Source organism: Arthrobacter globiformis, from assembly GCF_030817195.1.
Classification (GTDB): domain Bacteria; phylum Actinomycetota; class Actinomycetes; order Actinomycetales; family Micrococcaceae; genus Arthrobacter; species Arthrobacter globiformis_D.
Genome location: NZ_JAUSYZ010000001.1, coordinates 1,377,776 through 1,404,241 on the forward strand (window position 1 = coordinate 1,377,776; position 26,466 = coordinate 1,404,241).

Consider the following 26,466-nt stretch of genomic DNA (forward strand, 5'->3'; position numbering starts at 1 on the left):
CGGGCGGGAGGACAATGCAACTGCCATACACAGCCACAAGCACTAGGAGCACGAGATGGCTGGCGGACAAGGACTGATTAAGCGCTTTTACGACGAGGTACTGACGGGCGGCAATCTGTCGCTTATCGACGAGATGGTGACGGACGACGTCGTCGATCACGAGGAGGGCTTCCCCGGCCAGCCCCCGGGCAAGGAGGGTGTGAAGTTCTATGTGAACGCCATCAGGACCGCGTTTCCGGACCTCGCGGTGAAGACATCCGAGCCGGCGCTCGCCGACGGGAACCTAGAGGCCGTCCACACCGTCCTCACGGGGACGCACCAGGGTGACTTCGCCGGGGTCCCGGCCACCGGCAACTCGGTGGAATTCTCGGGCATCGACATCATCCGCGTGCAGGACGGCAAGGTGGCCGAACACTGGGGATCGACCGACATGCTGAACCTGATGCAGCAGATCGGGGCAGTGCCAAAGTAGGGCAGGGAAAGCGACTCCAACAGAGAGCAAAAGTACGACGACGGCGGCCGGGGACCGTCGTCGTCGTGCGTCTTTCCGGCGCGTCTTCCGGGACGCGCCGTGGCGTCCCCGCACGCCCTCCGGAAGCCCTGTATTATCCCTTCTGGGGGCGGTGACGCCAAAGCGTCAAACTGGGGGACAGCAGCAGATGTGCAAGCCGTAAAGCCTTAAGCAAACGGGCTTTTTGAAGCCATGTGCCCGCTGTCAGACGACGTGTCATTCACCACAGGATTCCGTTCACGCGGCGTTCCTTCCGCAGGTGGATTTCCCGCTCGACCACCCTTGCGCACCACCCCCTTTCCGCACTGCCCACCCTCTTTCCTCACTCCGCCACCTCGGCGACCCCTGCCGTCGCCTGCCCTGAAAGGACCGCAATGAGCCACCCCGGCCCAACCCCGCCACCGCCGCCCTCCGACTACACCACCTACGGCGCGCCGCAGTATGCGAACGGGCAGTTGTTGGACGGGCAGAACGCTGGGCAGGCGTATCCGGGGCAGTACGGGGCCTTCTCGGGACAGTACGGGGCGGAACCGCAGAAGTCCTTCCTGGTCACCTGGCTGTTCTCGCTGCTCCTGGGCAGCCTGGGCGTGGACCGCTTCTACCTGGGCAAGATCGGCACGGGCATCGCCAAGCTGCTGACGCTGGGCGGCCTGGGCATCTGGTCGCTCGTGGACCTGATCGTCACACTGGCGGGGAAGCAGACGGACAAGAGCCGGCGGCCGCTGGCAGGATATGCGCAGCACAAGAAGGTGGCCGTTGTGGTCACGGTTGTCCTCTTGGTGGTCAACCTGGTGATCGGCGTGTTCAGCGGGATTGCTGCTGCCACTATTGTCCGGCAGGCCGCCACCCCGCCGATCATCTCGGCCGCACCTGTCACGCAGGAGAGCGCCGCCAGTTCCTCCGCGCAGCCGACAACCACTGAGGAAGCAGCTGCCGGGGAAGACCGGCCGCACCTTGAGGCCCAGACGCTGACGGGTACCGGCGACGACGTCAAGACGGTTGACCTCAAGGGGCTCCCGGCCGTGGTGACCTTCACCTGCAAAGCCTGCAGCGGCAACACCGTCTTGGAAACCAACGGCGCCGAGATACTGCTGGTCAACACCACCGGCGCCTACGCCGGTTCGCACCTCGTGGACACCAGCGCGGGTGCGCCCACCACCGAGTTCAACGTCAGCGCCGATTCCGCCTGGACGTTGAAAATCGAGGACATCGACAGCGTTCCCTCCTCCACGGGCAAGGTCAGCGGCACCGGCGACAAGGTCCTGTACTGGGACGTGGCCAGCGACAAGGCAACCATCACCAACAAGGGCGAAAGCAACTTCGTGGTGCAGGGCTTCGGCAGCGAGGTTCCCGAGCTCGCCGTCAACAAGATCGGCGACTACAGCGGCACCGTGAAGCTCACCCCCGGCTTCGTCCAGGTCAACTCCGACGGCGACTGGACTATCACGGCGAAGTAGCGTTCCTGCCTCCCACCGAAGGCCCCGCGGGACCCGGCAATATGCCCGGTACTGCGGGGCCTTTTGCGTCCGCTGTTTGAGCCTGTCGAAACCGGAGCCGCCGCCCGCTACAAGGTGACATGAGCCCCCCGCCCGCTGGGATGCGCCCTCAAGGTCGGCCAGTACGACGATAGTGTGTTTAACCCGCGGCGTTGGTCAGCGCGTCGGCGAGATCCCCTAGCGACGTGACCGTGTAGTCCGGTGTGGTGAAGTACGGAGGGTAGGGCGCGCCCGGGCGGTTGATCCAAGCGGTCCCGAGCCCGGCCCAACAGCGGGCCGCCCCCGAAGGGGCAGCCCGCCGTGCTGCCTGGGTCCGCAGGCCCAGACATTGCTAGTGGCGCGATCCCGTCAGTTACTTGGTCACGTGAACTACAACAGCCTTGCTGGTCGCCTGCGTAATGCCAGGGTTATCGATCGAGGTGACCGTCCAGTTGCTGAGCAGCAACACTGTCTTCCCGGTGTCCGAGTTGTCAAATTGAGATTAAACTTCAACAAAAATGAGCGGCTGGGCCGGCGCTGGCACTCGGCCGTCTGCACAATTGGCATTGGGAGACGTACCCGCTTGGATCGCCGCCGTTGGCGTCGACGTCGCAAATGCCCGAATACTCAAAGAATGCGTGGAGTTTCCTCTTTGGTACGTCAGAATGATCACGGCACATGGATTTTTTGGGGGATGCCGTCTTTCGACGTTGAGCTGCTGCCCTGAAGCCTTGGGCTGCATCATCACATTATCGAAAGGCACTATCGCCATGACCCAATCCAATAGTGAACAGCCGTGGGCGCCCTCTCAGGCCAACGCTCCGGAGACAGAGCAAACCCCAACCCCGGGGGCAAGCCAGCAGGCTTGGAATCCGTCTGCCGGCATCCCGGCGCCGGTGACGCCACCGGTTCCACTCAATCCGGCTCAGCCCCCGATGCCGGGGCAGCAGCAGAGCCTTCCGACCCCCGGCCAGTACCAGCAGCAGCCTCCGGCGACTGCTCAGTATCAGAACTACCCGCCCGCGCCGCCGCAGTACCAGGTGCCGGTGGCCCCGCAGCAGTTGCAGAGCCAGCAACCGCAAATGTCACAGCAACCTCCGATGCCGAATCCTGTCTATGCCTACCCTCAGCCGAAATCCAAGCTCGCCGCGGGGCTTCTGGGTATCTTCCTAGGCGGACTGGGTATCCACCGTTTTTATCTGGGATACACCACCATTGGCATCGTCCAGCTTCTCCTCACGGTGTTCCTAGGCGTCTTCACGTTCGGGCTCGTCGGTCTGTGGGGCTTCGTTGAGGGGATCATGATCCTCGCTGGCGCTAACTACTTTCGGCAGGACGCAAAGGGTATGCCGCTCCGGGACTGACCGGCGCGCCGACGACCGACCACCATTCGAGTATCAGGGGGAACACATTGTCCCAAATCATCCATGACCGGCAGGATCAGCTGGAGCAGATCAACGCCGGGCTGCTTCAGGGCGAAACCGTCTACGCCGTCTACGACTGCATCGGAGTCGGCACCGGCTTCGTCGGCATTACCAACATGCGAATCATCCTGCAGGACAAGAGCTTCGTGGGCAACAAGCTGGCCATCGTCTCTATCCCGTACAAGAACATCCGCTCCGTATCGATGCTGTCTAACAAATCGATGCTTGGACGCTTTGCTTCTTCATCAAGCATCGGCATCGACACCGGCGGCAGTGTCAAAGAGGCCGACTTCCGCGGCGATGACAAAGCGAAGCACGCGCACGACCTCATTCTCTGGAACATGTTGCAGTCAAGGTAGGCAGTCCCTCTAGAAGGCGGCCGGTTTCCACCGGCCGCCTTCTAATGGAGCGCCCGTGGTCCGGCCCGCCGGGGCGAACATTCCGTCCGCTATGTCGGCTGGCTCAGGATGCCGGGTAGACATGGACAATCATGATGTTGCTCCAACAGCTCTCTGCTATTACAGGTTTCGGAAGATGGATCAGGCCAGCGGAAAGATGCCGATGAACCGGAAGAGGAGCGCGGCAAAGACGGCGAAGAACGGTATCAGGCAGCCCAGCGTGGCTCTCGTCTGGGAAGAGATGTGGAAAGACTCGTTGGGGTTGGCCGGGTTGTAGGCAACCTCTAAAGGCGAACCCGGTACCGCCTGCTTGCCAAATGAATATTCGGATTCCCCTGTGAACGTCCTGCCATGCGGGTCGGAGAACTGGTACTTGGGCCAGAAGCGGCGGCTGTGCGTCATGTTGCCCGTGCCCCCGCTCCAGCCGGCCCGGCTGCCGGTCACGGTAGCCTGCACCCGGGGCCAATCGGCTGTCAGCTGCTGGTGCCGCCTGTCCTTCCTGACTACGTGAATGACTGAGTAGGCGGCACCGGCAACGAACAGCACCCAGATGGCGTACAGCACGATTTTCAAATGATCCCCCAAGGTTCACCAAGCAGTATGCCAGCTGACTCCGCCGTCGGCAGCTCCGTAACTGCCCTTTTGCGGCCGCAAAACGGCAGTTACGGAGCAACCGACGGAAGTTCTAGCCAGCCACCGGGTAAGCCTTCGGCAGCTTCAGTCCGCGCTCGTCCATGAGGGTGCGCAGGCGGGTGGGGTAGTCGGTGATGATGCCGTCCACGCCGAGGTCCATCAGGCGCGCCATGTCGGTGGTGGTGTTGACGGTCCACGGGATGACGGGCAGGCCGAACTCGTGTGCTTCGCCAATCATCTTCGGGGTAACGGAGGCGAAAGCGGGGGAGACGACGTCGTAGCCCTGTGCCTTGGCCGCCTTGGCGAGGGAGCCGTCGTAGTCGTCGATGTCGATGCCGCCGAGCTCGGGCGCCGCGCCGGGCTTGCCCACCTGCAGCCACGCGTCGCCGCTGGACAGGGCCACGACCGGCAGCTGCGGGGCAATCTTCTTCGTGTAGTTCAGCGTGGACCAGTCGAACGACTGCACTGTGGTGCGCCCGGACATGCCCGACATGTAGATCTCCGTGACTACGGCCTTGGTCAGCGCCACGGAACCCTCGCCGCCGGCCTGGCCGTCCTCCACCTTGGTCTCCACGTTGAAACGGACCTTCTTCGCATCGAGGCCGCGGACCAGCTGGAACACATCCTTGAGCTCGGCGATGCGGTTGCCCTCGATGACGTCCTGCTCCGGGTAGCCGGCCAGCTGCTTGAAACCGCAGTCCAAGGTCTTGATCTGCGGCAGCGACAGGTCCGCCACACGGTCGCCGACATACGGGAACTCGGCGTCACCCGGGGTGGCGGGAGCGGTATCCGCGCACTTGTTGGCCTGAATCGTGTCGTCGTGCCAGACGACGACCTTGCCGTCCTCGGTCAGGTGCGTGTCCAGCTCGAGCGTGCTCACGCCCAGCTTCAGCGAGCTCGCGAACGCGGCCAGCGATTCCTCGGTCCACTCGCCGCGGCCGCCGCGGTGAGCCTGCAGGTCGAAGGAGCCATTGCGCTCGTTCGTCTTGATAGCGGACTCGGCAGTTCCTGCCGCGTTCGACGACGGCGAGCCGGCATCCGCCGCCGGGACGGCGAGAGCGGGACCCGCCGTTGAGGCAATCGCTGTGGTGAAAAGCGCGACGGCGGCTGCTGCGGTCAGGACTTTGCGCATGGTTTTGGTTCCTCCCGGATGGCTGTGGCCGGCGCTGAGCCGCCGACCCGTTCACCCTAGGGAGGTCAAGTGGCGAACGGCATGCGGACAGGTGGCGGTGAGGTTAACGGCAGTGCCGGGACGCGTGGCAGGATCCAGCAGGCACATCTTCCATCAGAATGGAGGAAGGAAAGACAGGAGGCTCAACCATGACTGTCCTTGTTGCCTATGCGAGTGCCCTGGGTTCCACCCGGGAGATAGCCCAACACGTGGCCTCACGAATGGCGGTGGCCCTGGGCGAGGTCGAGTGCCGGTCCGTGGAGGAAGTCGAGTCTGTCGCCGGCTACGAGGCTGTGGTGATCGGTAGCGCAATCCACAATCAGGCGTGGCTGCCCCCGGCCTTGCAGTTCCTCACACAGCATGCGCCCGAGCTCGCCAAACGGCCCGTCTGGGCCTTCAGCGTGGGGATGTCCGACGGCCTGCCAAAGCTGTTCCGCCAGCGCGGCGCGGCACTGCAACAGCAACGTCTGGAGGAAACGCAGTTCCAGGAAGTTCAGCTTCGCGGCCACACTGTTTTTTCCGGCGTTTACCAGGCCAGCCAGTTATCGGCGCCGCTTCGGGGGCTGTTCCGGCTCGCCGGCGGCCGCTTCGGAGATTTGCGCGACTGGGCGGCTGTCCACGCGTGGACGGATCAGGTGACAGCGGAACTCGCGAAACCTGCTTCATCCGCACCTTCTGGCACTGACCCGGCATAGTTTCTCCAGGCCCGGCACCGTTTCGCCCGGCGTGCGCGCAGCCTACGGCAGCAAGGCGGTGACGAAGCCGCCCCGGGACTGGTCGGGGGTCGGCTGCTGCACGGGTGCCGGCCCGCCTGATCGGGCCAGGTCTGGTCCTGGAACGCCGGGTCTTGCCGCGTCGGGAGCGGCCAGCGACAGGACACGGCCATACATCGAACACAGCTCCTCAACGGTGTGTCCTGTGCAGCGCCAGCCCGCTGCTTCGAGCAGCTCCACCGGGTCCGGCGGATCGGCCCGCGCCAGCAGTTCGCTCATGGGCAGGCCCGTCTGCTCGCTGAACTCGCGCAGCTTGGCCTCGATGTCGTCAGTTTTGGGCAGGGCAACTGCCCGCTCAATTACCGCCCGCGAGCCTGGCGCTGACAACACCGCAACTTCGTCCAGCACTGCATGCTGGGCCGCAGCATCGAGGTACGGCAGCAGGCCTTCGAGGACCCAGGTGGTGGGCTGCGCCGGGTCAAAACCGGCAGCGAGGAGCCCTTCCCGCCACGGCACGGAAAGATCCGCAGCGAGGGTGATCAGTTCGCACTGAGGCTCCGCGGACAGCCGGCTCAGCACATGGGCCTTGAACTCCAGGACGTTGGCGCTGTCGACCTCAATGACCCTGGCGCCGTCCGGCCACGCCAGCCGGAAGGCCCGGGTATCGAGCCCCGCGCCGAGAACCACTGTCTGCGTGGCGGCAGGGTCGGACTGCAGGAAGTCGTCGATGAACCTGGTCCGCATGCCGATGTAAATGGAAGCAAGCAGGAGAGGCTGCTGCAGGGGAGGAGCCTCCGCCGGTTCAGCTGGCCACACCGTCGGCAGGTCCAGATGAGAGCGGGCGGCCACCACCAAAGCTGCAGCGAACCGATCCGCCACGAGCGCGTCTGCCCGCGACGTCTCGACGGCACGGCCCGCCGCCACGGCCAGGGCCGCCAGCGGTAGCCCCTGGTCCTCAAGTTCGGTACTGCGTCCTTGCTCTGTCACGCCTTACCCTCCCGTTCGCTGGTTCCCTTTCGGTGAGCCTACTCCGGGTGGCGCGTGTCAGAGCTGCGCGGCGCTGTCCCACCAGCCTTCCCACGCCACGGACGTGAGCTGGCCCTGGGGAAAATCGGTATTCGACCCGGCCTCTCCGAATGTTGAGTTCCCATCATTGGGCGAAGAATTGAAAAACAGGTTCAAGGTATTCCAAAGCATGGCTAATTCCTTTCAATTGACCTGCGGATGACCCTCTCTCAGGTAGGAATTAGCGTAGCCACGGCATGTTTCACGGCGTCGACCCAACGTTTCGTTTGTGTATCCATGTGCTCACACGGCAGCGCAGGACCTCTTCGTAGAACTGTCCGACGGGCGGCGGTTGGTCACGATCAGTGGCAGCAGGTCTGCGGGGGACGTGACAACGGCTGCCGCCTGCGACGCTTCCCCGGCGTCCCCGTAGCCCCAGAGCGCGAATATTGTCGGGATTCCATGTTGGGCGGCTCCGGCGATGTCGTAGCTCCGGTCTCCGATCATTACGGGACTGGAGATGTCTACACCTTCGGATTGAAGGCGGAGCAGCAATTCGGCGACGACTTCTGCCTTGCTCGCTCTTCCGTCGCGGTCAGACGCCCCGCAGATGTTGATGAAGTGGCCTTCGATTCCAAACCTTCGTGCGAGTCTTACCGCTTGGTCCTCCACCTTGGATGTGGCGACAGCCATCGGCATGCCGGCCGAGTGCAGGTGGTCAAGCAGTTCAATGATCCCGTCGTATGGGCTGGATTGTTCAGCGCCGTGGTCGGCGTATGCCTTGCGGTAGTGTTGGAGGGCCCTTTGGGCGGTTATGTCGTCCAACTGTGAGACTGTTCTGAAGGACTCGATCATCGGCGGGCCGACGAATTGGCGCAGCTTTTCCATCGCGGGGACCGGAGCGCCTACGGCTGCCAGGGCTCGGGCAGCACTTGCCGTAACGCCGGGTGCTGAATCCAGCAGCGTTCCGTCCATATCGAACAGGACGCAGCTAATGCCGGTGAGAGCTGGGCGATCTTGCTGCAGAAGTGTCATTTTTGAGTGCTTTCGGTCGTGGAATTGGTTCGGTTCTGGCTGTGCCGGGGAAATTTTGGTGTGAAGGGTAGGCATGGATCGAGTGAGTCTTGACCAGATAGACCAGAGGATTCTTGCGGAGCTAACGAAGAACGCTCGGATGAGCCACGCGGAGCTGGCGACCAAGGTCCTGCTGTCGAGGAATGCCGTGCGCCAACGGATCGAACGGATGGAACGGCAAGGGTATATCCAGGGGTACACCATCGTTGCCGGCCCGCCGGGGCAGGGGTCGGTGTCCGCCTTCCTGATGGTTTACAGGAAGGACCGGGTGCGGGGGTCGGACGTCATCACCGTACTGCGGTCGATTCCGGAAGTGGTTTTGTGTGATGTCGTGAGCGGTGACTTTGATCTGCTGGTGAGGGTCGAGGCCCGGTCGCTGGAGAGGGTTCAGGAGATCTGGGAGCAGATTGCGGCCATTCCCGGCGTCGCGGACACGGTGACGGCCATGACGCTGTCCAGTTACATCAGGCGGGCCCCCGGAGGTGCCCGCGCCACCGAGTGAAGCGATCAGTTCCTGATGCAGACGACCTTTGGCTGGGTCATCTCCTCATACGCGAAATGGACGCCCTCCCTGCCCATGCTTCCGTACTTGGCCCCGCCGAACGGCATGCCGTCGAAGCGGTAATCAGAGGAGTCGTTGATCATGACGCCGCCTGCTTCGAGCTGTTGGGCCGCGTCCATGGCCCTGGCCAGGGAGTCGGTGAAGATGCCCGCATGAAGACTGAACTCGATGGCGTTGGCGACTTCGATGGCCTCGTCGAATGTGCTGAACTGGCGGAACATGACCACGGGCCCGAAAACTTCCTGCTTCCACAGCCGGCTGTCCGTCGGGACCGCTTCCAGGACGGTCGGGTGAAGCACATTGCCGTCCGTGACATTGCCTGAAAGAAGGACAGCGCCGGCGCCGAGGGCCTCGTCCAGCTTGGTTTGGAGCTCATGCAGCGCAGCTGGGCTGATCATGGGCCCGACGTCCGTCCGTTCGTCGAAAGGATCTCCGGCAACCAACCTGGCCGTCGCCTCCAGGAAGCGCTGGCGGAACGCGCCGTACACCGGGGCGGCTATGAGAATCCGTTGCACCCCCACGCAGTTCTGGCCGGCGGCCCAAAATGCTCCGGAAACGCACGATTCCACTGCATTTTCGATGTCCGCATCGTCCAGGACGATCACGGGTGCGTTTCCGCCGAGATCCATGGACAGCTTCTTCAAGCCCGCCGTGCGGGCAATGCTTTCACCCGTGGAAAACCCCCCGGTGAAGGACACCATCCGTACGTCCCGGGACCCGATGATTGTTTCGGCCACTTCCCGGCCGCCGTGGACAAGTGTGAGTGCCTCCGGCGGGAGCCCTGAGCTCACGAGGGCGTCCGCGAGCAGCTGGGCTGACAGCGGCGTCAGCGCAGAGGGTTTGAGAATCACGGCGTTTCCTCCGGCGATTGCCGGGCCGATCTTGTGCGCCACCAGGTTGAGGGGGTCGTTGAACGGGGTGATCGCGGCAATGATGCCCAGTGGTTCGCGCGAATACCACCCGGTGCGGTCCTCTGAGCCTTCATAGGAGTCGAAGGGGATGACTTCGCCTGCGTTCCGGCGCGCTTCGGCAGCGGACAGACGGAGCGTGTTGACCGCGCGAAGCACTTCCTTCCGTGCCTGGCGGATCGTTTTCCCGGCCTCGGACACTATTGTTAGTGCGAACTCCTCGCTGCGCTGCTCGATCTCCGTTGCGGCACCGTCCAGGATCTTCCCGCGTGCGGCGCGGGACAGGGCCCGTGCCTTTCGGGCGCCGACGCGGGCCGTTTCGATCACGGCCTTGCCGGCGGTGGCTCCGGTCAGCGAAACCGCGCCGACCACCCTGCCGTCGTAGGGGCTCGTCACGTCACGGAACTGTGGCAGCGCGGTTTCTGTCGAACACACTGTGGATTCAGGCATTTGCGGATACCTCCGTCCTGGCTGCGTGCATGGCGATGATGTCAGAGAGCAGCGCATAGGCGGTCTCCACGCGCCCGGCTCCCGGTCCGGAGATGGTTACAGCGCCCAGAAGATCGGTCTCGAAGGACAGTGCATTGGTCGCGCCGGAAACCCCGGCCAGCCCATGATCAAGGGGGAGCGCTACAGGGGATACGCCTGCAGTCACGGACCCGTCCGGATTTCGTCGTGCCGCGCCGACGAGCTTCCAGCGGCGCCCCGCGCGGGCTGCCTTCCGAAGATCTTCCGGCGTCACTCTCGAAATCCCCTGCCGATGAACGTCCTTGAGCTCTATGCCGGCGTCCAGCAGTTCGTTGGCGAGGATGAGGACCTTGAGCTGAACGTCGTAGCCCTCGATGTCGGCTGCGGGGTTTGCTTCGGCGTAGCCGAGTTCCTGCGCATCCTTAAGGGCAGCGTCGAAGTCCATACCGTCTTCCATCCGCCCGAGCACATAGTTACTGGTGCCGTTGAGGATTCCTTCGAAGCCGTTCAGTTTCAGCCCCGCGAACATCTTCTTGGCCAGGCGGATGACGGGAGTGCCGCTCATGACGGCGCCCTCGAACTCGAAGTGCACGCCGTTCTGTTCGGCAAGGGAGCTCAGCTCGGCGCCGCGGAGGGCAACCGGGCCCTTGTTTGTGGTGCAGACGCTCTTGCCGGATTCGAGTGCCCAGCGCACATGTGAAACTGCCGGCTCGCCGTCGTCGGGATTGGTGAAGGTGGCCTCGCAGATAATGTCAGCTGGGCAGTTGCGGATCACGGCTTCGTTGTTGGTGTCGGCGGATCCGCCGTACGCTGCAAAGGTTTCATTGTCGCCGCCCAGTTTCAGGGCAACGGAGAGGTCCACGCCTTCAGGCTGGACCAGGGATCCGAGACGCAGGTCGGTGATGGCGACGACCCGAAGGCCGAAGCCCAGTTCGGAACGGAGTCTCTCACCACGGGTATTGATCAGTTCGGCCAGCGTCCTGTTGACGCCGCCGAAGCCGATCAGCGCAATGTCGTAGGTGGTCATGGTGCTCCTTCAGTCAGGTACATCGGTCCTCCAATGCTGACCGCATTCCATGTCCGTCAGCGCATGTGATTGTGACCAAAAAGCAGGGCGAACTGACCATCCGCCTGCCGATTCGGCATGTACGTCGGACGTAACTTACGTTCAACATAGACATGTAGAGATGTTCTTAATGACCAAAATCGCCTTTTCGTGTTACTTTCATCACTGTCGCTACTGCGCAGCTCGAGTCGGCTTGACCCACCCCGGGCCACATGCGCATCCTCCGCATCAGACCCGCCACTCACCTGGGAGACACCATGGAACCGTCATCACCTGTCCAGCTAGAACCACAGCCCACCATTCCGCCGTCGACCGATTCGGGGCTCCGGCGGTCCATGGGGGCACGGCATCTGGTCATGATCGCCATGGGTGGGGTGATCGGCTCCGGGCTTTTCCTGAGCTCGGGGTACACCATTTCCCAGGCCGGGCCGCTCGGGGCAGTCATCGCGTATCTCATTGGCGCCTTTGTTGTGTACCTCGTGATGGCCTGCCTCGGTGAACTCGCCATCGCTTATCCCGTCTCAGGGGCCTTCCACATCTACGCGGCGAGGTCGATCGGGCCGGCCACCGGGTTCACCACGGCCTGGCTCTACTGGCTCTGCTGGGCGGTGGCCATCGGATCGGAGTTCACTGCGTCCGGTCTCCTGATGCAGCGCTGGTTCCCGGGCGTTGACGTCTGGGTCTGGTGCGTCATCTTCGCCTCCGTCCTCTTCGGCCTCAATGCGGTTTCTTCGAAATTCTTCGGCGAATCCGAGTTCTGGTTTGCCATCGTCAAGGTCGGCGCCATCGTGGTCCTCATCGTTTTCGGCGGCGCGGCGCTGTTCGGCTTGCACCCGCTCAGCGAGGCGGCCAACCATCCCGCCATGTTTGAAAACTTCAACACTCCCGGCGGCCTCTTCCCCAACGGCTTCACAGGTGTCCTGGTCACTGCGCTTGCTGTGTTCTACGCCTTCTCCGGCTCAGAGCTCATCGGTGTGGCGGCGGGCGAAACCGCTGACCCGGCCACCAGCATCCCCAAAGCGATGCGCAGCACCGTCATCCGTCTCCTGATCTTCTTCGTCGGGGCAATCGCTGTCATCGCCGCCACCATCCCCTTCGAGCAGGTCGGGCTGGATGAAAGCCCGTTCGTGACGGTCTTCTCATCCATCGGCGTTCCTTATGCCGCCGACATCATGAACTTCGTCATCATCACCGCACTCCTTTCAGCCGGTAACAGCGGCCTCTTCTCCTGCGCACGGATGCTCTACTCCCTTGCCGACGAGGGGCACGCGCCCCGGGCGCTGAAGAAGCTGACCCGACGCGGCATCCCCATGACTGCACTCTCCGTCAGCATGCTCGGTGGCCTGGCATCCCTCATCAGCAGCGTCGTTGCACCTGAAACGGTATATCTGGCTCTCGTATCGGTGGCAGGTTTCGCCGTCGTCGGGGTCTGGATGTCAATCACCGCCTCGCATTTCTTCCACAGGAGATCCTTCGTCAAAAACGGCGGTGATGTCGCTGCGCTTCCCTACAAGGCCCCGCTGTTCCCGCTGGTGCCGATCCTGGCCTTCTCGCTCTGCCTCATCTCGCTCATCGGCATCGCCTATGACCCGAACCAGGTAGCAGCGCTCTATTTCGGATTCACTTTCGTTGGCGCCTGCTACGCGTTCTTTTACTTCAAGTACGGACGCAAGGCGCGCGCAAACCAGCCGTCCTGACGCCGTCACCAACCATCGTCCACGTAGCTTGGTGGCGGGAGACTTTCGTCCCCCGCCACCAAGCTCGGCGTTTAAGTCCCATGTCAGCAACACTCGCTGACCCCTACAGGGCGCGGGAGCAGGGAAAGCGCGTCCCGGCCGGCTGTGAGGACGTGTGAGAATAGGCGTAGTTACGAGGCGGAAGGGAGCATTGAGCATGGATTCTTCCTCGGAAGCGTCATCCATGGCCCAAGGCCTTCGGATAGTTCGGCTGGTCGCAGACCGGGAGAAGTGGGGAAGGCGGCTACTCGGCGTTTCCCAAATCGCATCCGAGCTGGAGATGGACCAAAGCCGTGTCTCCCGGTTGACCCAGGAATTGTGTGAGCTGGGACTGCTGGAACGCGTCGAACGCGGGCCATTCCGGACCGGGCCACGTTTTTTCAGCCTGGCTGCCGCTTTGAATACCGGTTGGGTCCGAGAATCAAAAACCGAACTTGAGGCTTTGGTGGCCACGTTCGGCCTTAGATCCAGACTTTCCGTCCGGGAGGGCTTCCGCGTCATTCTCCTGCGGACCTCCAGCAATGACGCGGTTCCCGGCAGCTTCGTGAAACCCGGCATGGTGACACCCGTGTGGTGCACCGGGTCCGGCCGGGCCCTGCTGTGGGACGAGGAGCAGCCAGCCGTTGAGGCCCTCCTTGCGGACGTCAACTTCATTGGAGTAGGCGGCCCGGGGGCGGCCCATTCGCCGCAGGAAGTCGTCGAATTGATGGACCGGGACCGGGCGCGGGGCTTCATTGTCGCGGAGGAAGAGTTCGAGCATGGGGTCTACGAACTGGCGGTTCCGGTCCGCACCGCCGACGGTTCCGTTCTCGCGGCGCTAAGCGTCCTGGGCAGTCGCGCCGAGATCACGTCCGACGCAGATGACGTAGCCAGGGCCCTGTGGGAAGCAGCCCAGCGGCTGGGGTCCTGCCAGGGCGGCACGCGGAACAACGCTGGCCGGAAGGGGCTTGCCAGCTAAGGCACGTTCTGCGGCAGGACCTGACCCAGCGTTGACTCAAGCCACCTTCCCCAGGACACTAGGGCCGTAGCGCAGGCCTCCAACCTCGGCTGCAGGCGAGTCTTGGCGCCAACGACCTGCAGCGCTGCCACCACGTCGCCCTTGAAGTCCCGAATCGGAACGGCCACGGAATACAGCCCGGGTTCGGCTTCCTCGTCGACGATGGAATATCCCCGCGCCCGGGCCGCGCGTAGTCGTGACAGGAAGTCCTCCGCGTCAAGGGGTGTATTGGGGCCATGACGCACGAAAGCGACGCCGGAGAAAAGGGTCCGGACCTCGTCGTCCGACGCTTCCCACAGCAGAGCCTGGCCGGCATCGCTGCAGTAGGCCGGATAGGGCCGGCCCAGCCATGAACCGATCATGTTGCTACTTGCCGGAACATGCTCACCGATGGTGACGGTGCTGTCTCCGCTCAGAATTCCAAGGAAGCATCCTTCATCAGTTTCACGGGCCAAGCCTGCCAGCGCGGTGGCGCCGTCGGTCTGCAACCGTTGTTCGGACAACAGCTGCGCGTCCGTCAGAAGCGACCAGTCGACGGTGTAGGTCCGGTGGTCTTTGCGGACCAGAAACCCCTCCTGCTGGGCCGTCCGCAAGCTGCGCGCTACCTGGCTGCGGTCCTTGCCCAGGTCGGTTGCTATGTCAGCGACCGTTCCGCCAGGCAGGCCTTCTGCGTTGCGGGAGCCCACCGCTAGGACAGCCATAATTCCCCGGCCCATGCTGGATGTCTTAGACATGGGTCCGATTCTAGTCACTGGAGGAACGCCTCCTAGTGGATGGCGAAGACCCGGGCAGGAAAACCGCTGCCCCGCAGGGGCTTGGGCCAGGTGGCAATGAGGGCAGCGCCCGCTTCCGGAAGTCCGTCCAGGTTCGCCATCAGCTCGATCTGCCACCGGTTCTGCGCCAGGACGTAGGTCTCCAGTGTGAAATCCTGGCGGGATGTGGCCAGTCCCGGGTCTGTGTCCGTCTGCTCATGACCGACGGCGGTAACCGACCGCTCCTCAATCAGGAAGGAGAGGACTTCCTGCGACCAGCCAGGTGTGTGGCTGATACCGTGATCGTCCCTGTTTGCCATTGCGGCAGCGTCAGGCCAACGGTCACTCCAACCTGTCCGCAATGCCACAAAGGCCCCGGGTGGGATGACACCATTGCGGTATTCCCAGGCCTGGACGTCCTCCATCTGGGGAGTGGCGTCCGCATTAGCGATGACGCGCCCGGTGATGTCCAGGACGACCAGCGGAAGGACCATCTCCTCCACCGGAATCTGGTCCAGAGTCCTTCCCCCTGAGATGAAATGCGAGGGAGGATCAACGTGGGTTCCCCATTGACCGATGATCGAGTAGCGGTGAGCGGTGAAACCGTCACCTTTCTCCAGATCGAAGACGGGCTCTCTGATTTCGTCGGGGAACGCTGGGAAGCGTGGCTGGCCGGGGTGGAAGGCGTGCGTCAGGTCAGTGAATGATCTGCCGGCAAGCAGCGTCTGCAGGCCGTCCCAGAGGGCGGCTGTGGTGACTTGAGTCATGACGTGGCCTGGCTTTCAACCAACGCCGGAAGGGCAGTGTTGGAGACGCCGATCGGCCCTGTCAGCTCAATGACGGGTACCTCCCAAGGGTGGATATCCACGATGTGCTGCAGGAAGCGTTCCACGGCACCGTCGTCGAGCGCAGCATCGAAATACGTCGTCAAGACCAGGGTCGGCGAAATTGTCTGCTGACCAACCTGCCCCAAAGTAGGGTTGGCACCTTCAGTGCAGGTGAACCCCTCGAAACCCAAACCGGATTCGAAGACATGCCGGTAGTTGCCAAAGTCCCCGAGGTCAGGGGATCCCGCGACAGCGTCGAGCAGGGCCGCAATGCCCTCTTCGTCTTTGAATGCTTCTGCGTCGCCGCTGGCGAGACGCGAGAAGGTTTCCGAAGCTACGGGCCAATGCACACGCAGCTTGCGTACTGCTTTCATTTCAATCTTCAAGGGAAGGCTCCAGATCGGTTCGTAACGTGTTTGCATGCCATCGTGGCACGGTGTGATGATCATTACAAGCATTGAAAGATGCTTATTATGAACATATTCATCGTGCTTGACGCGTGCACCCGGTGTCTCGTGCCGGACAGACATGGTGAACGAACCGCTTGGAGCCCAAACGATGCCCAGTAACACCAAGCTCTCCCGCATGCTGGATGCCGGAGTGAACCTGACCGTGGACGGCGCACTTGCCACCGAGCTGGAAGCGCACGGCTGCGATCTGGACGACCCCTTGTGGTCGGCTAAAGTCCTGCTGGAACAGCCGCAGCTCGTCAAGCGTGTGCACCGCGATTACTTCCGCGCGGGAGCCGCGGTCGCGATCACGGCGAGCTATCAGGCAACACCCCAGGGATTTGCGCGGCGCGGCATTGGCGAAGAAGAAGCCCTGGAGCTGGTGGCATTGAGTGTGCGCCTGGCCGACGAGGCCCGCAGCGAGCACCTAGCCGAAAACCGGGGTGCAGGCCCCCTGCTGATTGCAGGATCGGTCGGTCCGTACGGCGCATACCTATCCGATGGGTCGGAATACCGGGGAGACTACTTCCTCAGCCGAAACGAGTTCCTGGAGTTCCACCGGCCGCGAATTGCCGCGCTGGTGGACGCCGGAGCGGACTTTCTTGCCTGTGAGACACTGCCGTCCTTGCCGGAAGCCGAGGCGCTGGTGGCACTCATGAAAGAGTTCGACGTCGAAGGCTGGCTCTCCTTCACCCTGCGGGACGGAGGGCACATCAGCGACGGCACGCCGCTTGCTCAGGTGGCAAAGCTCAGCAGGGCGCAGTCCGTTGCGGCCATCGGCGTGAACTGTGTGCCGCTGGAGCTGGTTGCCCCATCCCTGGGCGCTCTGGGCAAAGCCACGGACGCGCCCCTGATCGCGTATCCAAATTCCGGCGAAAGCTATGACGCCGTCAGTAAAACATGGCGGCCGGTCACGGCCATTGCGGGACAGGGTAGTAGTCACGCCGCAAGCCTTGCGGAAGGAACTGCCCTGTGGCGTGAACTTGGTGCCCGGCTCATTGGCGGGTGCTGCCGAACGACCCCGGAGGATATAGCCGCCGTGGCCAGGCTGACAGAAAATCGCGGCGTCCGCTAATCGGCCACTTCACGGGACCGGCGGCGCCTGTGGTGCGTGGAATAGTGTTCGAACACTTCGGAGGAGGTGGTCCCGGCATGCCCGAACCGGCCGCGGAGAACTTTGGCGAGATCCTCCAACGCGGCCTCCAGCATCCGCCCGGCAAACTGGAGATCGGGGTGGTCGCTGGCCTTGGCTTCGGACGCGAGTTCCTGCGCATAGGTGACTGTGGCCGGCAGGGAACCCCTCTGCTCGACTTCCTGGAAATAGTACGTTTCGTGGAAGGCGAGCAGGTCGATGCTGACGGCGGCGACGCTGCCGGCCAGCGATTCGAGCAGCGCGGCGGCATGGCTTGCGTCCATTGAGAACGGGTCGCCCGGCGTTGCCGCTTCCCTGAACAGGTTCAGTTGGTGGGCAAGTGCCCGACGGCGGTTCAGGGCTGGGTACATCTGAAGAATCCAAGAAACCGTGGCTGTCAGCAGACCGAATCCCGTGACGGCCTGGGCGGCCGAGACGAGCCTCAGCAGAGGGTAGCCCGCCACGACTTCCCCGAACCCGACCGTGGAAAGAGTGACCATGGAGAGGTAGACCGCTTCGAGGAAATCCGCCTCCCGGGGGACCCGGTCACCGTAGATGAAACCCTCCGGGAGATGGGGGAGGTAGAGCAGCGCCCAGCCCAGGATGGCCATGGCGGCCCAGGCGAAGATGACAGCAGCCATGGCCACAGGAGCCGCGACGGAGGAGGCTCCTCCTCTGGATATACGGGAGAGACGCCAGCACCCGTGCATTATGGTCCTGCACACCGGGCCCGAGCCGTGCGGGTAAAGCAGTGTGTGGAAGACGTCGACGAGCATCAGCAGAATCAGCCCGGCTCCCGCCACCGTCCACAAGACGTCCCAGAAGTCCATGCCCCATCTTAGGATCAAGGCCGTCCCGGCAGGCTCGCCGCCCATCTACGCAAGCAGCTTGGCCACCAACTTCCCGCGGCCCCTCACGCCCACCTTCTCGAACGGTGTCTTGCGCTGGTCGCTTTGGTGTTCTGACAGCGTTCTGACAGCGCGTTCTGAGCAGGTGGACCGCCAGGGTTTCGGGCCAAGCAACAGCGTATTGACACGCATGCGGCACTGAGTATTCTCAGCGGTATCAGGACCCTTTCGCCCTGTTTTCCCAGTAGTTTCGGCGCGCGACCTCGCCGCTCCCGCCTGGCACCGGCGCCACCAAGGAGAGTCTTCAATGTCATGGGAAATGTCCGGAACGTATGTTGCGAACTGCAACTGCCAGCTGATTTGTCCGTGCCCGGTGGACAGCTCGCCCACGGGGCCCAACGGGGAATGCCGGGGCTCGGCGGTCTTCCACATCGCCAGCGGCCGCCTCGATAACACCGATCTTTCCGGCGTCGACTTCGCCTTCTGCAACCTGTTCCCGTCGAACCTGACCTCGGGCAACTGGAAGGTCGGCATCGTCCTGGACGACGGCATCTCCGACGGCCAGGCCTCGGCGCTGGAGCGCATCCTCCACGGTGACGAGGGCGGCCCGTTCGCCGACTTCGCCGCCCTCTATGGTCAGTGGCTCGGCGTCGAACGCGGAAGCGTCAGCTTCTCCGACGGGGACACGCCGTCGGCCTCGGTCACCGGGCACCTCAATGTGGCGTTCGAACCCCTTCCCGGTCCCGACGGGGGAGCCACCACGGTGAAGAACGCCATGTTCGGCTTCGCACCAGAGTTCAGGATCGGCAAGGGCGCGGGCGGCTCGGACCTCTTCGGACTCGACTACCAGGCGGTCTACGGGGAGACGGCGGACTTCACCTTCGCAAGCGAGATGGCCGAAGGTGGACCCAAAGGCCGCGCCTGAATCCCGGCAACACGTTCTGCGCGCCATCGATGCGCGCGAGGCCGGGCTGATTGCCGTGCTGCTCGTCCTCGCGGCGGTGGGCTGGGTGTTCACCGCCGAGCGGATGAGCGGGATGGACATGGGAGGCTGGACGGACCCGGGTCCGCTGGACTTCTTCCTCACCACCTGGGTGGTGATGCTGGCCGCCATGATGTTTCCCTCGGTGGCGCCCATGGTGACGGCCTACGCCAAGATCAACCGCCGGCGTCGGGAAACAGGGCGGTACGCGCCGCGGGGATCCACCGCGCTGTTCGTGGCCGGGTATCTCCTCTCCTGGACGGCGTTCGGGCTGGTGGCGTACGCCCTCTGCGAGGCGGCGGCGCAGCTGGTTCCCGGGGCGTTCGCGGCGGAGCCGGGAGGGCGCTACGCCGCGGCCGGGGTGATCCTGGCGGCCGCGGTGTACCAGTTGACGCCGGCCAAGAACGTCTGCCTCACCAAGTGCCGGACCCCGCTGGACTTCATCCTGCACCGCATGCGGACCGGGTACGCCGGGGCGCTGCGGATGGGAATGGAGCACGGTGCCTGGTGCGTTGGCTGCTGCTGGGCGCTCATGGTGGCGCTGTTTGCGTTGGGCGTGATGAGCGTCGGATGGATGGCGCTGGTGGGCGCGTTCATCGCCGTGGAGAAGATGCTGCCCTGGAAGCGGCTGGCCAACCGCTCGGTCTCGGCGGCGCTGGTGCTGATCGCAGTGGGAATCGCGCTGGTGCCCGGTGCGGCGCCAGGCATGACGATGTAGCCGCCGCAGTACCCCTTGCCTGGCCAGCCGCCATAGAGCATTAGTTCCGCGTCATTTCCTCCAGCAGTTCCAGCACGTGCCGGTAGTCCTTGCCGGTGGCCCGGGTCATGCCCAGTTCGCAGGTGCGGTTGCAGGAGGCGTGCGCCGACGCGCCCATTTCGGCAACTTCCTTGCCCTGCTTCCGGGTGGCGGAGGCCGTGAGCTCGGGATGCAGCATGCCGCGGTCCCCGGCGAAGGCGCAGCAGCCCCAGTTCTCCGGAACTTCCACCTTCTCTGCCACGGCCTGGGCAACGGCGGTCAGCGAACTGTTGATGCCCAGGCGGGTGGAGGAGCAGGTGGGGTGCAGCGCCAGGGAATCCAGCTTCTCGTGATCCGGCAGCTTGGGCAGGATGTGCTCGACGGCGAAGTCCACGGCATCCACGATCCGCAGCTCACGCTGCCCGGGCAGCGGAGTGTCCGATTCCACCGCCTGCCGCAGCCCTTCGGTGCACGAGGACGCGTCGCAGATGATGGCGAGTTCCCCGTCGCGGGTGGCCTGCCGCAGCGCCGCCAGGGTCTTCTCCCGCATGGTGGCCTGGCCGGCGGTCATGCCCTTGGAGGACCAGGGCGTTCCGCAGCACAGCCCGTCGATGCCGTCCGGGACCAGCAGTGTCACCCCGGCCCGCTCGCAGAGCTGCTCAAAGCTGTACTGGACGCCGCGTCCCGGAGAGGCGGCGCCGCCGGAACCGGCACCGGCGGCGCCCCCGGAACCGCCGCCACTAGAGCCGGCACCACCAGACCCGGCCGGCCCGAACATCGTCCCCACGCACGCCGGGAAGTAGACGGCGTCCGGTGCGCCATCCGGCGTCGGCCGCCTCCGAGCGGAACCGCCGCCTGGCAGTTCCGCCGAGTACAGCGGAACCGTGTCCGTCCCGAGGGCCGCGCGGGCCGCCTTGTTGGGCGGGACCACCGCCGCGGCGGGAAGCTTGTTCACCACCGTGAGCGCCAGGGATGCCCCGCGCGTGACCCAGCCCCAGTGCTTCGCCGCGGCGTTCCACACGCCGTTTTCCACCGGCCCGGCCTCGGACCGCCGGATCCGCTTCACCAGCAGGCCGGTGTTGATCTCCACAGGGCACGCGGTCTGGCACATGCCGTCAACGGCGCAGGTCTGCACCGATTCGTAGTCGTAGTCCTTCTCGAGCTGCCTGGCCAACGACGAGTCTCCGGCCAGCCGGGCGGACTCGATGGCCCGCAGCGTGACAATGCGCTGCCGCGGCGTGAGGGTCAGGTCCTTGCTGGGGCACACCGGCTCGCAGTAGCCGCAGGAGACGCAGGGGTCCACCTCCTCGGCCACCGGCGGCGCCGTCTTGATGTGCCGCAGGTGCGCCTGCGGGTCGTCGTCCATCAGCACGCCGGGGTTGAGCATCCCCGACGGGTCGAACAGCTCCTTGATCCGGCGCATCACCGCGTACAGCTCGTCGCCGTACTGCCGCCGCACATAGGGCGCCATGACCCGGCCCGTGCCGTGTTCGGCCTTGAGCGAGCCGCCTTCACCCAGGACCAGGTCCACCATGTCCTCCGTGAACGAGCTGTAGCGGTCCAGCTCCTGCTGGGTGGTGAAGCCGTCGGTGAGCATGAAGTGGACGTTGCCGTCCTTCGCGTGGCCGAAAATGACGCTGTTGGCGTAGCTGTATTTGTCGAACAGCCCGATCAGGTCCCGGCACGTGCGGCCCAGCACAGGCACCGGAACCACGATGTCCTCCAGCAGGGCCGTGGTTCCCTGCGGACGGGCTCCGGCCACCGAGGCGTAGAGGCCCTTGCGCAGGTGCCACAGCTGGGAGCGGGCGGAGGCGTCGCCGGTGAACTGCGCGGGGGCGGCCAACCCCAGGTCCGTGAGCATGCGCTCGCCGCGCTGCCGCAGCGCCGCCAGCTCGTCCGGCCGTACGGCCGAGTATTCCACCAGCAGTGCGGCGTGCTCCCGGACCGCAAGGTCCTGTACGACGGCGGGAGTCCCCTTGAGCGTCTGGCCCACCTTGAGGGACAGGGCATCCATGAGCTCCACCGTCGCCGCCCCGGATTCCACCAGGGCGGGCAATGCCTCGTTGGCTGTCTGCAGGTCGGGGAACACCAGCAGCCCCGTGGCCGCGTGCGTCAGCCGCGGAATCGTCCGGAAGACCGCTTCCGCCACGAAACCGAGCGTGCCTTCACTGCCGACGATCAGGTGGGCCATCATCTCCACCGGACTGCTGTAGTCCAGCAGGGAGTTCAGGCCGTAGCCCATGGTGTTCTTCATGGCGAACTGCTGCCGGATCCTGCCCACCGAACCGCTGTTGCCGCGCACCCGCCGGGCCAGTTCCGCCAGGCCCGCATAGAGGTCCGGTTCCAGCGTGCGCAGCTTGTGGTCCGCGTCCGGCGCGCCGGTGTCGATCACGGTGCCGGAGGGCAGCACCACGGTGAGGGATTCGAGCGTACGGTACGCGTTGTCCACCGTGCCGCAGTTCATGCCCGAGGAGTTGTTGGCCACCACGCCGCCCACGGTGCAGGCGGACTCGCTGGCGGGATCCGGGCCGAACTTGCGCCCGTAGGGCGCCAGCCGGGCATTCAGGGCACGCACCGTGACGCCGGGCTGGACGCGGACCCGGGCGCCGCCGTCGAGCACCTCAATGTTCCGGAAGTTGCGGCGCACGTCCACCAGGACGCCGTCGGACACGGCCTGTCCGCTGAGGCTGGTGCCGCCGGAGCGGAAGGTCAGCGGAACGCCCTGGGCGGAGCTGGCGCGGAGCAGGCGGCCCACCTCGTCCGCGTTGCCGGCCACCACCACTGCCTGCGGGATGAGCAGGAAATGGGAGGCGTCGTGCGCGTTGGCGTGGAGGTCGATGGGCCGGGTTTTTACCTGGGCGGGATCGGCGACGGCCTCATGGAGCCCGGCAAGTTGCAGTGTTGTCATCAGGGAACCATCCAGCCAAGTACGGGGGTGGACTGCAGGAGGATCAGGACGGTGATGAGGGCCAGCAGCCCGACGCTCCATCCGATCAGTTTACGGAACAGGGTCCCTTCGGAGCCGTCCAGTCCGACGGCGGCGGAGGCCACCGCGAGGTTCTGCAGTGAGAGCATCTTGCCCATGACGCCGGCGGAGGAGTTGGACGCCGCCATGAGCACCGGGGACAGCCCGGTCTGCTGGGCAGCGGTGGCCTGCATCTGCCCGAACAGGGAGTTGGAGGAGGTGTCGGAACCGGTCAGGGCGACGCCGATCCAGCCGATCAGCGGGGAGAGTACGGCGAAGAATCCGCCGGCGGAGGCCAGGGCGAACCCCAGGGTGGTGGTCTGGCCGGACAGGTTCATCACGAAGGACAGGGCAAGGACGGAGGTCACGGTGACGATGGTCCAGCGGAGCTGAACGAGGGTCTCGCGGTAGATCCGCCAGGCCTGGCCGGCCGTGATCTTGTAGAGGGCCATGGTGATCAGGCCGGAGAACAGCAGCAGCGTGCCGGTGGCCTTGAGGTGGTCGAGCTTGAACTTGGTGGCCGCCACCGGCTTGCCGGCGGAGTCGGCGACCTCCAGGCCCGGCCAGTGGAACGTCACGGTGCCCACCTGGTTCAGCCAGGTCTTGATGGGCGGGATCTGGGCGATGGAGAACACCGTGATGATGATCAGGTAGGGGGCGATGGCCATCCAGATGTGGCGCGGCTCGGGGCGGGTGCTGTCCGTTGGCAGCGAGGGGTCGGCGGGCACGGTGCTGCCGGCGGGGCCTGCGGAACCGCGGGAGGCCGGCGTCGTTCCTGTCGCGGATCCAACAGCGGCCCGGCTGACGTTCGCCTCGACGGGTACGGACGTCACGCCGCCGGCCATGCCAATGGTTTCCTTCGGCTTCCAGAACCGCAGCATCACCAGGACCGCGGTGACAGTGACGACGGCGGCCACCACGTCCGTCAGTTCCACGGCGAGGTAGTTGGAGGTGACGAACTGGGACACCGCGAAGGCAACGCCGGCCACCAGTGCCACGGGCCAGGCCTGCTTCACGCCGCGGCGCCCGTCCACGATGAACACGAGCAGGAGCGGCACGATCAGCGCGATGAAGGGGGTCTGCCGCCCGGCCATCGAGGACAGGTCGTGGAGCGGCAGGCCGGTGACGCCGTTGAGCGCAATGATCGGGGCCGCCATGGCGCCGAACGCGACGGGCGCCGTGTTGGCCAGCAGCGAGACGATCGCGGATTTCAGCGGTTTCATCCCGGCGGCCATCAGCATGGCCGCGGAAATGGCCACCGGGGCGCCGAAGCCGGCCAGGGATTCCAGCAGCGCCCCGAAGCAGAAGGCGATCAGGATCGAGAGGATGCGCAGGTCGTCGGAGATGGAGCGGATGGTGCGGCCCAGGGCCTCGAACCACGGGGTTGCGACGGTGAGCTTGTAGATCCACAGGGGCGTTGACCAGGATCCAGAGGATCGGGAAGAGGCCGTAGAAGATGCCGGCCGCGGTGGCGCTGAGGGCCTGGCCGAGGGGCATCTGCCAGCCAACGATGGCCAGGATCAGTGACACGGCGAGGCTGGCGATGGCGGCCTTGGGTGCCTTGACCCGGAAGACGCCCAGAAGGACAAAGAGCAGGACGAGCGGAAGCGCGGCGCAAAGGGCCGAGAGCAAGAGCGACCCGCCGATGGGGTCAAGGAGCTGCTGAAACATGAGATCTCCAGGATGTGTGAGGCGTCACAGCTTCGTGGCGCCCCTTGATTGTCTAACAAGTACACAAGTCGGTCAAGACTACTTTGGTGGCATGTCTGGCAAAATGAAGGAAGCCAGCCCCTCAAGGGACGTGTAGAAGACGTGGAGAAGCGGAGAGCCGTGAGCCGTGTTTCAGCTGTATCGATCGTCGAAGCGATCGCCTCGGACATCAGAGCCCGGGTCTTTTCCGGCGAGCTCCCGGCGCTGCACGCGCTGACGGAAACCGAGGTCGCGTCCTCCTACGACGTCGCCCGGCCCACAGCAAAAGCCGCGATCGAGAAGCTCGTGGCGGAGGGGCTGCTGGTCAGGGGAGTGCACAAAACCGCCCGCGTGGCCGACCTCGGCCCTGAATCCGTCCGCGACATTTACCTTGCACGGGCCTACCTGGAGAGCGAGGTGCTCCGGCGGCTGGCGTCCAGCCGGACCGTGCCGGACGAGGCCGTGCGGGCCAACCAGGACATCGCTGCCCTGAAGACGGGCGCGCCCCTTGACGTGGTGGAGCCGGACATGCGGTTCCACACCAGCCTGGTGGACGCCCTGGGCAACCAGCGCATCAGCAAGATGTACCTGTCGCTGGTGGGGGAGGTGCGGCTCTGCATGTCCCGGGTGCAGTCACTGCATCTGCTGGACACAAACCTCATCCAGGCGGAGCACCAGAAGCTCCTTGAACTGATCGGGGAGGGCAAGGGCGACGCCGCCGCGCGGCTCCTGGACGAACACCTCGGGCGTGCACGGGAACGGCTGGTCGCCGCCATGGGTGGGGAAGCGGGCCCGGAGGCGGACCTGCCGTCAAAGCTGACGGGGTAGAGGGCTGCGCCCCCACGAGCTGAGAAGGGCGAGGCCCGCGGCCACCGCCGCGCTGAGCACCACCGCGCCCAGCCAGAGCGAGACCGGCCAGCGGATCGCGTCCGTCACCGCGAACGCCACGAGCTGGCCCGTCCACAGCAGCGCCGCGATTCCTGCCGTGACCGCCGGCAGCCGCCTGCCCAGCCAGGCATCCGGAACCCGGGTCAGCAGCAGGTCGACGACGACGGCCGCCGCCGTCGTCCCTGCGGCTCCGGCGATCGACGTGGGGCGCAGGCCGATCATCAGTACCGGCAGCCAGGCCGCCGCCGCGACCAGCATAGTGACGATCCCGCGGGCGGGGCGCCTGGCGGCGGAGAGTGTGAAGAGGAACGGCGCGATGATCAGCGCCGTGGTCAGCAGGTAGCTCGCCAGGGTGGTGACCACCGGGAGCTCGGCCTGGATGCGGCCGGGTGTGCCCACCGGGATCGGGGTGAAGAGGGCCGTCGGCCCCGGCCGGACGAACGCGGAGACGTAGATGAGGAAGAACGCTCCCAGCCCGGTCATGAGAACGACGGCGAAAATCGCCGCCGGGGTCAAGGCAAAGTTTCCGCCGTGGCCGGCTGCCCCGTGGCCGATGGAGCCGTGGCCGACCGCGCGGTGTCCGGCTGGGCCGTGGCCGGCTGCGCCGGCGGCGCGGGCGCTGCGGACCGCGGTGCCCAGGATAAGGAACTGGCTGAAGCCGAGCAGCAGGTGGGTCGGGCTGACCAGGGCATCCAGCGAGACTTCAATGCCCAGGATTTCGTGCCACAGCAGGTCCAGGCCGCCGGCGACGGCGAACAGGACCACGCCCACGGCGGTCCCGCGGTAGCCAGGGGGAGCGGCCTGCAGCAGCGGCTGCCCGGGTGTCCGGTTACGCCAGATCACGGCGGCCGTCCAGGCCGCCGTCGAGAGCATGCCGGAGTAGAGGGCCGCGTGCCACGGCGTGAAGAACGTCTCCAGGCCGGGCAGGTTGATGTGCGCCCAGCCGTCGAGGAAAACGGCCAGCAGCAGCCACAGGCCCAGGAGTTCGGTGACCAGGTCCCGGCGTCCGTCAGTTCGGGTGTTGCGCGCAGTTTCGAGCATCGTTGCCCACCTCCAC

General features: G+C 65.0%; 25 protein-coding genes and 1 pseudogene. 12 read left to right on the top strand and 14 right to left on the bottom strand.

The window, feature by feature from the left end:
* Window positions 1-55: 55 nt before the first annotated feature.
* The 4 genes from QF036_RS06315 (at window position 56) to QF036_RS06330 (ending at window position 3,769) form a co-directional block, all read left to right on the top strand.
* A complete protein-coding gene (locus tag QF036_RS06315) occupies window positions 56-472 on the top strand; it encodes an ester cyclase (protein WP_307100192.1) in 417 nt (138 codons plus the stop codon).
* A gap of 413 nt (window positions 473-885) precedes the next feature.
* Window positions 886-1,968, top strand: a complete 1,083-nt coding sequence (locus tag QF036_RS06320; protein WP_307100193.1) for a TM2 domain-containing protein — start codon at window positions 886-888, stop codon at window positions 1,966-1,968.
* 788 nt (window positions 1,969-2,756) lie between these two features.
* Window positions 2,757-3,350 carry a TM2 domain-containing protein gene (locus QF036_RS06325; protein WP_307100195.1) on the top strand — a complete coding sequence of 198 codons (594 nt, stop codon included), beginning with the start codon at window positions 2,757-2,759 and terminating at the stop codon, window positions 3,348-3,350.
* A 47-nt stretch (window positions 3,351-3,397) separates the two neighbouring features.
* Entirely contained in the window at window positions 3,398-3,769 is a 372-nt protein-coding gene (locus tag QF036_RS06330) for a PH domain-containing protein (RefSeq protein ID WP_307100196.1), read from the top strand.
* A gap of 180 nt (window positions 3,770-3,949) precedes the next feature.
* On the opposite strand, the gene QF036_RS06335 is transcribed toward QF036_RS06330, so the two are convergent.
* A complete protein-coding gene (locus QF036_RS06335; RefSeq protein WP_307105806.1) occupies window positions 3,950-4,372 on the bottom strand; it encodes a DUF3592 domain-containing protein in 423 nt (140 codons plus the stop codon).
* Between the two features lie 121 nt (window positions 4,373-4,493).
* A complete protein-coding gene (locus QF036_RS06340; protein WP_307100198.1) occupies window positions 4,494-5,573 on the bottom strand; it encodes a glycerophosphodiester phosphodiesterase family protein in 1,080 nt (359 codons plus the stop codon).
* 188 nt (window positions 5,574-5,761) lie between these two features.
* Here QF036_RS06340 and QF036_RS06345 point away from each other — a divergent pair, with 188 nt between their 5' ends.
* The gene (locus QF036_RS06345; protein ID WP_307100200.1) at window positions 5,762-6,307 is read left to right on the top strand and encodes a flavodoxin domain-containing protein; all 546 of its coding nucleotides are present in this window, start codon (window positions 5,762-5,764) and stop codon (window positions 6,305-6,307) included.
* Window positions 6,308-6,349: 42 nt separating this feature from the next.
* Here QF036_RS06345 and QF036_RS06350 read toward each other — a convergent pair whose 3' ends face one another.
* The 3 genes from QF036_RS06350 to QF036_RS06360 form a co-directional block, all read right to left on the bottom strand.
* Entirely contained in the window at window positions 6,350-7,312 is a 963-nt protein-coding gene (locus QF036_RS06350; RefSeq protein WP_307100202.1) for an SAM-dependent methyltransferase, read from the bottom strand.
* 57 nt (window positions 7,313-7,369) lie between these two features.
* Complete coding sequence (locus tag QF036_RS06355; RefSeq protein WP_307100205.1) at window positions 7,370-7,522, bottom strand: hypothetical protein; 153 nt, start codon at window positions 7,520-7,522, stop codon at window positions 7,370-7,372.
* A gap of 111 nt (window positions 7,523-7,633) precedes the next feature.
* Window positions 7,634-8,365: an HAD hydrolase-like protein gene (locus QF036_RS06360; RefSeq protein WP_307100207.1), complete on the bottom strand. Its 732-nt coding sequence runs from the start codon at window positions 8,363-8,365 to the stop codon at window positions 7,634-7,636.
* Between the two features lie 73 nt (window positions 8,366-8,438).
* On the opposite strand from QF036_RS06360, the gene QF036_RS06365 reads away from it, so the two are divergent.
* Window positions 8,439-8,906 carry an Lrp/AsnC family transcriptional regulator gene (locus tag QF036_RS06365; protein ID WP_307100209.1) on the top strand — a complete coding sequence of 156 codons (468 nt, stop codon included), beginning with the start codon at window positions 8,439-8,441 and terminating at the stop codon, window positions 8,904-8,906.
* Window positions 8,907-8,911: 5 nt separating this feature from the next.
* Here QF036_RS06365 and QF036_RS06370 read toward each other — a convergent pair whose 3' ends face one another.
* Both QF036_RS06370 and QF036_RS06375 read right to left on the bottom strand, forming a co-directional pair.
* The gene (locus QF036_RS06370; protein ID WP_307100211.1) at window positions 8,912-10,324 is read right to left on the bottom strand and encodes an aldehyde dehydrogenase family protein; all 1,413 of its coding nucleotides are present in this window, start codon (window positions 10,322-10,324) and stop codon (window positions 8,912-8,914) included.
* Window positions 10,317-11,369 (bottom strand): homoserine dehydrogenase, encoded by a 1,053-nt coding sequence (locus QF036_RS06375; protein WP_307100213.1) that lies wholly within the window; start codon window positions 11,367-11,369, stop codon window positions 10,317-10,319. The genes QF036_RS06370 and QF036_RS06375 overlap by 8 nt, the downstream gene beginning before the upstream one ends.
* A 296-nt stretch (window positions 11,370-11,665) precedes the next feature.
* Between QF036_RS06375 and QF036_RS06380 the strand changes: the two genes are divergently transcribed.
* Window positions 11,666-13,105, top strand: coding sequence for an amino acid permease (locus tag QF036_RS06380; protein ID WP_307100216.1), 1,440 nt, complete (start codon window positions 11,666-11,668; stop codon window positions 13,103-13,105).
* 196 nt (window positions 13,106-13,301) lie between these two features.
* Entirely contained in the window at window positions 13,302-14,102 is an 801-nt protein-coding gene (locus QF036_RS06385; protein WP_307100217.1) for an IclR family transcriptional regulator, read from the top strand.
* Here the strand turns inward: QF036_RS06385 and QF036_RS06390 are convergent.
* The 3 genes from QF036_RS06390 to QF036_RS06400 are packed head-to-tail and all read right to left on the bottom strand — an operon-like array spanning window position 14,099 to window position 16,178.
* Complete coding sequence (locus QF036_RS06390; protein WP_307100220.1) at window positions 14,099-14,875, bottom strand: IclR family transcriptional regulator; 777 nt, start codon at window positions 14,873-14,875, stop codon at window positions 14,099-14,101. The two genes, QF036_RS06385 and QF036_RS06390, sit on opposite strands and share 4 nt — an antisense overlap.
* Before the next feature lie 32 nt (window positions 14,876-14,907).
* Window positions 14,908-15,660 carry a cyclase family protein gene (locus QF036_RS06395; RefSeq protein ID WP_307100222.1) on the bottom strand — a complete coding sequence of 251 codons (753 nt, stop codon included), beginning with the start codon at window positions 15,658-15,660 and terminating at the stop codon, window positions 14,908-14,910.
* A complete protein-coding gene (locus tag QF036_RS06400; RefSeq protein ID WP_373460099.1) occupies window positions 15,657-16,178 on the bottom strand; it encodes a hypothetical protein in 522 nt (173 codons plus the stop codon). Before QF036_RS06400 ends, QF036_RS06395 begins: the two co-directional genes overlap by 4 nt.
* Before the next feature lie 100 nt (window positions 16,179-16,278).
* Between QF036_RS06400 and mmuM the strand changes: the two genes are divergently transcribed.
* On the top strand, window positions 16,279-17,244 hold the full coding sequence (mmuM, locus tag QF036_RS06405) for a homocysteine S-methyltransferase (protein WP_307100225.1): 966 nt from the start codon (window positions 16,279-16,281) through the stop codon (window positions 17,242-17,244).
* On the opposite strand, the gene QF036_RS06410 is transcribed toward mmuM, so the two are convergent.
* Window positions 17,241-18,131 (bottom strand): potassium channel family protein, encoded by an 891-nt coding sequence (locus QF036_RS06410; RefSeq protein ID WP_307100227.1) that lies wholly within the window; start codon window positions 18,129-18,131, stop codon window positions 17,241-17,243. The two genes, mmuM and QF036_RS06410, sit on opposite strands and share 4 nt — an antisense overlap.
* 325 nt (window positions 18,132-18,456) lie before the next feature.
* Between QF036_RS06410 and QF036_RS06415 the strand changes: the two genes are divergently transcribed.
* Window positions 18,457-19,074, top strand: coding sequence for a DUF1326 domain-containing protein (locus tag QF036_RS06415; RefSeq protein WP_307100229.1), 618 nt, complete (start codon window positions 18,457-18,459; stop codon window positions 19,072-19,074).
* Window positions 19,052-19,849, top strand: coding sequence for a DUF2182 domain-containing protein (locus QF036_RS06420; protein ID WP_307100231.1), 798 nt, complete (start codon window positions 19,052-19,054; stop codon window positions 19,847-19,849). The genes QF036_RS06415 and QF036_RS06420 overlap by 23 nt, the downstream gene beginning before the upstream one ends.
* 40 nt (window positions 19,850-19,889) lie before the next feature.
* Here the strand turns inward: QF036_RS06420 and QF036_RS06425 are convergent, their stop codons facing one another.
* Together QF036_RS06425 and QF036_RS06430 are read right to left on the bottom strand one after the other, a co-directional pair.
* Entirely contained in the window at window positions 19,890-22,775 is a 2,886-nt protein-coding gene (locus tag QF036_RS06425) for an FAD-binding and (Fe-S)-binding domain-containing protein (RefSeq protein ID WP_307100232.1), read from the bottom strand.
* Window positions 22,775-24,503: pseudogene (locus QF036_RS06430) on the bottom strand (lactate permease LctP family transporter). Before QF036_RS06430 ends, QF036_RS06425 begins: the two are co-directional and overlap by 1 nt.
* Window positions 24,504-24,662: 159 nt before the next feature.
* Here QF036_RS06430 and QF036_RS06440 point away from each other — a divergent pair.
* The gene (locus QF036_RS06440) at window positions 24,663-25,349 is read left to right on the top strand and encodes a GntR family transcriptional regulator (RefSeq protein ID WP_307100236.1); all 687 of its coding nucleotides are present in this window, start codon (window positions 24,663-24,665) and stop codon (window positions 25,347-25,349) included.
* Here the strand turns inward: QF036_RS06440 and QF036_RS06445 are convergent.
* A complete protein-coding gene (locus tag QF036_RS06445; protein ID WP_307100238.1) occupies window positions 25,332-26,450 on the bottom strand; it encodes a hypothetical protein in 1,119 nt (372 codons plus the stop codon). The genes QF036_RS06440 and QF036_RS06445 overlap by 18 nt on opposite strands.
* Window positions 26,451-26,466: the final 16 nt, after the last annotated feature.